The organism is Streptomyces sp. URMC 127 (genome assembly GCF_051386535.1).
Classification (GTDB): Bacteria; Actinomycetota; Actinomycetes; order Streptomycetales; family Streptomycetaceae; genus Streptomyces.
On record NZ_JBPQTW010000318.1, the window covers coordinates 1 to 5,832 of the forward strand.

Annotated in this window: 6 protein-coding genes; 3 read left to right on the forward strand and 3 right to left on the reverse strand. The window is 73.9% G+C overall.

Annotated features, from left to right (window positions below):
* Window positions 1-223 precede the first annotated feature (223 nt).
* Both ACSNOH_RS32965 and ACSNOH_RS32970 read right to left on the reverse strand, forming a co-directional pair.
* Window positions 224-1,345, reverse strand: coding sequence for an ABC transporter permease (locus ACSNOH_RS32965; RefSeq protein WP_436725126.1), 1,122 nt, complete (start codon window positions 1,343-1,345; stop codon window positions 224-226).
* A gap of 72 nt (window positions 1,346-1,417) precedes the next feature.
* Window positions 1,418-1,897: a MarR family winged helix-turn-helix transcriptional regulator gene (locus tag ACSNOH_RS32970; RefSeq protein ID WP_436725127.1), complete on the reverse strand. Its 480-nt coding sequence runs from the start codon at window positions 1,895-1,897 to the stop codon at window positions 1,418-1,420.
* Window positions 1,898-2,015: 118 nt separating this feature from the next.
* On the opposite strand from ACSNOH_RS32970, the gene ACSNOH_RS32975 reads away from it, so the two are divergent.
* The gene (locus ACSNOH_RS32975) at window positions 2,016-2,426 is read left to right on the forward strand and encodes an organic hydroperoxide resistance protein (protein ID WP_436725128.1); all 411 of its coding nucleotides are present in this window, start codon (window positions 2,016-2,018) and stop codon (window positions 2,424-2,426) included.
* A 168-nt stretch (window positions 2,427-2,594) separates the two neighbouring features.
* Here the strand turns inward: ACSNOH_RS32975 and ACSNOH_RS32980 are convergent, their stop codons facing one another.
* On the reverse strand, window positions 2,595-4,142 hold the full coding sequence (locus tag ACSNOH_RS32980; RefSeq protein WP_436725129.1) for an alpha/beta hydrolase: 1,548 nt from the start codon (window positions 4,140-4,142) through the stop codon (window positions 2,595-2,597).
* 132 nt (window positions 4,143-4,274) lie between these two features.
* On the opposite strand from ACSNOH_RS32980, the gene ACSNOH_RS32985 reads away from it, so the two are divergent.
* Window positions 4,275-5,207: a MerR family transcriptional regulator gene (locus ACSNOH_RS32985; RefSeq protein WP_436725131.1), complete on the forward strand. Its 933-nt coding sequence runs from the start codon at window positions 4,275-4,277 to the stop codon at window positions 5,205-5,207.
* Window positions 5,208-5,448: 241 nt separating this feature from the next.
* Window positions 5,449-5,643 carry a hypothetical protein gene (locus tag ACSNOH_RS32990; protein ID WP_436725130.1) on the forward strand — a complete coding sequence of 65 codons (195 nt, stop codon included), beginning with the start codon at window positions 5,449-5,451 and terminating at the stop codon, window positions 5,641-5,643.
* Window positions 5,644-5,832: the final 189 nt, after the last annotated feature.

Genomic DNA, 5,832 nt, shown 5'->3' on the forward strand with positions numbered 1-5,832 from the left:
GTTTCTCGGTCGACGGCGCCCAGCGACCCCGCAATTGTTAGCGGCGGCGAAAACCCCTGACAAGCACTGTGACCTACTACCGCCTTTCATAGCCGCCGGAAATTCGCGCCTCCAGCCCCCGGATTCCGCCCCCGTCAGCACTAAAGCAATTCGTAAGTGATCCACGCCTCATGGGCCGCCTCACACCACAGGCCCTCTGGCGTGACGCCGGGCGAGCGAGCCCTCACCCGGGGTCGACGGCGCTCGTGTCGCGTCCGCCGGGGTGGCGGTGGCGCCAGGTCCAGAAGACCGCGCAGGAGACGGCGGCCCAGGCGGCGAGCACGGCGAACGAGAAAACGTGCTGGTCGTGACGGAAGTACACGGCCGTGTGCTGGGCGTTCACGGAGGCGCCCGGCGGCAGCCAGCGGCCGATCTCTCCGAGGAGGGAGGGCAGCAGGGGCCAGGAGACGGCGCCGCCGGAGGAAGGATTGCCGAGGAGCACCATCAGCCCCCAGGTGGGCAGCATCGCCCACCGCCCGAACAGGGCGCTGAACATCGTGAAGACCATCCCCGACGTGAACATGGTCAGCGCGAGAATGAGCCAGGATTCCGCGAAAGGAAGCCTCAGGGCGCCCAGCCCCCAGTCCACGACGGCGGCGATCGTGAATCCGCCCAGCAGGGAGTATCCGACGGTGAAGGCGATGCGTTCGGCGGGATTGAGCGCGGAGGCGTGGACGCCCAGCTGAATGGCGCCGACGAATCCGACGATGACCGCGGCGAGGGTGATGTAGAAGAGCGCCAGGCCGCGCGGGTCGCCTTTCTGCAAGGGATTGATGTCCCTGACGGTGACGGGCACGCCGATGGCCTTGCCGACCTGGGGCGCGGTCTCGGTCAGGAGCTGGGCGACGGTGGCCCCGGAGGCTCCGGAGACGTCCAGTTCGGCCGTGTGGCGGCGGTCCTGGAGGATGGCGTAGACCTGCTGGTCATCGACGGCGTTCCGGGCCGCGTCGTACGTGGCGAAGTGGCGCAGCCGGAGCTCGGCACCGAGCGCCTTCTCCATGCCCTGGACGAACTCGGCCCGCTTGATCTCGGGGGCGGGTACGCCCGTGACCGCGGTGGGGATGTTGTGCGGGGTGGGGTTGGCCATGGCGTACGTGTAGGAGCCGGCGAAGAGGCCGGCGGCCGCGGCCACGATCAGCAGCAGCACGGTGGCGGGGAAGAACGGTGAGCGGCGGAAGGCCCGCAGGCGGGAAGTGCGGGCGCGCTGCCGGGCTGCGGCCGGGGCGCCGGGCACGCCGGGCACGCCGGGGCGGCCGTTCCCTTCGCCCTTTCCTTCACCCTTCTCTTCACCCCGGGGATCACCCATGGGATCACGATAAGCGGATCATCCGGGCAATCCGGGCACGGCGCGGCCGGGGCCGCGCGGCGCGGTGACCGGTCAGCGCTCCCCCGCCTGGGCCGCGTCGAGGTTCTCGGTGAGCCGTTCCAGGAGGCCGCGCAGGATGAGGGCGTCCTGCAGCGACAGGCCCGAGGCGGCGACGATGCGGCGGGGCACCGGCAGGGCGCGCTCGCGCAGCCCCTCACCCGCCTCCGTGACGCGGACGACGACCGATCGCTCATCCTCGGCGCTGCGCTCGCGTACGACCAGACCGGCCGCTTCCAGCCGCTTGAGCAGCGGGGAGAGGGTGCCGGAGTCGAGCCGCAGCCGTTCGCCGATGGCCTTGACGGGCTGGGGTTCGGGCTCCTCCCACAGCACGAGCATGGCCAGGTACTGCGGGTAGGTGAGGCCGAGGTCCTTGAGGGCGTCGCGGTAGACGCCGCCGAAGGCGCGGGCCGCGGCGTGCAGCGAGAAGCAGATCTGGTGGTCGAGGCGGAGCAGCTCCGCGTCGTCCGGGAGGGAAGGAGTGGGAGCGGTCACCGCCCCAGGGTACCTCGCACCACATTGAATTGCGCACAACTTAATCGCGTGCAATGCTCTCTTGGTGTACGGAAGCGCCGCCTCTGTACAGGAACCACCGAACCGAAGGAACACCGCAATGGATGCGCTCTACACCGCTGTCGCCACCGCCAACGGCCGCGAAGGCCGCACCGTGAGCTCGGACGGGCAGCTCGACCTCGCCCTGGCCATGCCCCCGGTGCTCGGCGGCAGTGGTCGGGGGACCAACCCCGAGCAGCTCTTCGCCGCCGGCTACGCGGCCTGCTTCGCGAGCGCCCTCGGCCTGGTCGGCCGCGAGGCGAAGGTCGACACGAAGGACGTCTCCGTCGCCGCCGAGGTCTCCATCGGCAAGGACGGCACCGGCTTCGGCCTGTCCGTCGTGCTCCGCGTCGAGCTCCCCGACGCCCTCGCCGGCGAGACGGGCACCCGTCTGGTGGAGCAGGCCCACCAGGTCTGCCCGTACTCGAAGGCCACCCGCGGCAACATCCCCGTCGAACTCGTCGTCGAGTAGTCCCGCCGGACTCACCGCCGCACAGGCCCGCCGAGCCTCACCACCCGGGCAGGGCCGCCGGACGCACCCTTCGCGTCGCCGGCCCTGCATCCGCCCTCCTCCCGCCCCGCCGCGCCGTGCCGCACCCGGCAGGCGCGGCACGGCGCGGCGCGGAGACGCGAGGCCGGATCACGAACGGCGCAGATGGCCCAGCACGGAACCCATCGCCCGCCGCACGGCGTCACGCGCCTGCTCGGTGTGGTCGGCCGTCTCGAACCCGTGGTGGCCGTCCGGCACGTCGATCACCTCGACCGCGGCGTCGCACTCCTCGGCGGCGGTGAGGAACTCCGCGACCGTCGCCGCGAGCTCCGCGAACTCCAGGCCCACCCGGGTCAGGACGACCGGCAAGGACCCGGCCCCGCGCAGCGCGGCCGCGGGCCGGAACCGGGAGCCGGCGAGCCCCAGGCTCGGCAGCGGCGCCAGCAGGGGGTAGGTCGCCGCCAGGCACCGCAGCCACGGCGGGGGCGCGGCGAGCCAGTCCGCCGACAGCAGGCTGCCGCCGGAGAAGAACCACAGCGCGACCCGCTCCCCGTCGACGCGCGGATCGGCCCGTACGCGTTCGACGGCCGCGGCGACGTCCTCGGCGGCACGCTCGTAGCAGGTGGCGTCGTGCAGCCGGTGGTCCAGCATCACGCCGACCGCCCCGAGGCTCGCCGCGTACTGCGCGTAGCCCACGTACATCGGCCAGTCCCGCGGCGTCGGCCGCGCATCGGCGGGGACCGGTCCGCCGTGGACGAAGATCACGGCGGGGCGGGGGCCGTCGGCGTCGGGCAGGTGGAGATCGATCCGCCCGGCGCGCTCGCGGCCCTGCTCGGGTACGTCCAGGAGGAAGGGCCGCAGATGTGTGGGCCCGCCGGCCGCCGGAGCGGACAGCCGGTAACCTTCGTCAGCGGCGGCGCGGAGCAGGAGGCCGGCCAGTTCGGCGGGGGCGGAGAGCATGGGCCAGTGGCCGGTGCCGAGTTCGAAGAAGCCGGTCCTGGGGTCGGCGAGCGCCAGGAGGCGGGGGTCGCCCAGGGCCAGGAGCGACTCGACCAGGGCGATGCCGGCTCCGTTGGCGGTGCAGAGGATGCCGGTGGTCGGCAGTCCGGAGACCGCGTCGCCGGGCACCCGGAGCGGGCTGGTGAGCGTGCCCATCGGCTGCGGCGCGGCGAGGCCGGTCAGCCGGTCCAGCGCGTCCTGGGGGATGCCGGCGAGGCTCCCCCACCGCTGCCATTCGGCGGCCGCCGGCGGGGAGAGCCGTTCGCCGCCGCCCGCCTCCCCGCTCTCCCGGCTCTCCTGGGCCCGCTTCCGCAGCGCGTCGCGCAGCTCCTGATCGGGTATCAGCTCCAGGGCGGGGTCTCCGTCCTGGGGCACGGGCGTGTCCACGTAGACGATCCGGACGACGCGTTCCGGCCGCCGGGCCGCGGCGCCGAGCGCCGGGTGGACGCCGTAGCAGTGGCCCACGAGGACCACCTCCGGTGCGTCGATCTCGTCGATCAGCCGCACCAGTTCGCGGATGTGCGTCTCCAGGTCCGTACCGGTGGCGGCCTCGCCGCCCCCCGGCCCCTCGCGCCCGTCGCCCATGCCGGTCAGCGTCACGGGATGCGCCTCGGCCCCCGACTCCCGCAGCCGGGCGGCCACGTCCTCCCAGATCCAGCCACCCGTGTGGGCGCCCGGCACCAGGACGAATGCCGTCATGATCCCCTCCTCGCATGCCTTCGCAGGCCCTCGTGCACCTCGGTCCGCGGGACCGCCCCGACGGGCCGCCCGCGCTCGCCGGTACGGTAAAAGTTCCTGCTGGGGGAGGTTCAAGCCGTGTCACCTGACGGTATGTGGAGCATCGGGGAGCTCGCCGGGAAGGCGGGCGTCACCGTCAAGACCGTCCGCTTCTACTCGGACCGCGGGCTGCTGCCCGAGGCGGGCCGGAGCGCCGGGGGCCACCGGCGGTACGGCCCGGAGGCCCTCGACCGGCTGCGCCTGATCCGCTCCCTGCGCGCCCTCGGCCTGCCGGTTCCGGACGTGAGCCGGGTTCTCGGCGCCCACGACCGCAAGGACGCGATGGAGGACGCTCTGGAGGACGCCGTCGCGGGGCAGCTGCGGGAGCTCGGCTCCCAGCTCGCCGCCCTGCGCTGGCGCGAGGCCGCGCTCCGGCTCGTGCGGGACTCCCCGGCCGGCGAGCGCGCCGACCGGCTACGCCTGATCGGCGCCGTGCCCGCCCCGCCCAGCACGGCCGCGCTGGCCCGGTTCTGGCGCCGGTGGCTGCCCCCGCGGCTTCCGGCCCGGGTGGTGTCCGCGGTCGTCGACCAGGCGGTCCCGCACCTGCCCGCCGAGCCGACCGCGGAGCAGGTCCTGGCCTTCGCCCGGCTGCACGCCCTCGTCTCGCGCCCCTGCCCCGGGGTGTCCCGCGACGGCGAGTGGCAGCCCGCGGCGCACCGGAGCGGGGGCGGCCACCGCCCGGCGGTGCTCTACGAAGGGCTGGGCGAGGCCTACGACTTGGCGTCGTCCGCGCTGCGGGCGGGCCGGTCCCCGTACGACGGGGAGGCGCTGGACTGCTTCGTCGCGGCCTACGCCCGCTCCCGCGGGGTACGGGACACGCCGGACTTCCGCCGCGAGCTCGGCGGACAGCTGGCGGCGGATCCCCGTATCGACGTCTACTGGCAGCTCGCCGCCGAGCTGTCCGGCCCGTCGCGGCCGACCCCCGGCGCCGCCCACGACTGGCTCTGCGCCGCCCTGGACGCCCAGGTCGCCCGTTCGGCGGCGTGAACGGGCACCGCGCGGGACCGCGGATCCCCGAAGGACTGCCCGCCCTCGGGGTGAAACCGCGCGAAAGTCACGAAACCTCTCCCGGGAAACGTTTCCCGCGGCCCTCCGGCTCGTTGGCCCGGGTGCGCGACAAACGCCATGAACCGGTGAAAAGTCCAGAAGGACGCGAACGACGCGAAGACGGAGGGCAATTGTGGGTCGGATGAGAGTCATGCTGGCGGCGGCCGTCATGATCGGCGCCTTGAGCGCACCTGCCGCGGCCGCGCAACCCGCCCCCGCGGCCCCGCCCGCCGTGCGCATGCCCGCCGACAAGCCGCCGTTCCCCTACGCGGACTGCATCAAGGCCACCAAGAAGCGCGGAGAGAGCAAGCACTACGGCAAGTGGCACTGCGACCAGCTGGTGAAGAAGGGATGGGTCAGGCCCCCGAAGCGCTGACGGCGCGACGGGGGCCGGGAAGCGGGGGCCTGCCGGGGCGGCCGGTCACGAAGGCCGGCCGTACAGGCCCCGCGCGGGCCCCCACGCGGAGCCGCCCACCCGGACCGGTCACGCAGCGGCGCCGGCCTCGGCCAGGCGCTCGATGACCCCGGTCAGGGCGGTGGTGACCTCGGCGTCCTCGACGGGGTG

Bases quoted from the DNA above. Each gene is read 5' to 3' on its own strand.
- ACSNOH_RS32975 (WP_436725128.1), top strand. From the start codon at position 2,016: ATGGATGCGCTCTACACCGCTGTCGCCACCGCCAACGGCCGCGAAGGC.
- ACSNOH_RS32985 (WP_436725131.1), top strand. From the start codon at position 4,275: ATGTGGAGCATCGGGGAGCTCGCCGGGAAGGCGGGCGTCACCGTCAAG.
- ACSNOH_RS32980 (WP_436725129.1), bottom strand. From the start codon at position 4,142: ATGACGGCATTCGTCCTGGTGCCGGGCGCCCACACGGGTGGCTGGATC.
- ACSNOH_RS32965 (WP_436725126.1), bottom strand. From the start codon at position 1,345: ATGGGTGATCCCCGGGGTGAAGAGAAGGGTGAAGGAAAGGGCGAAGGG.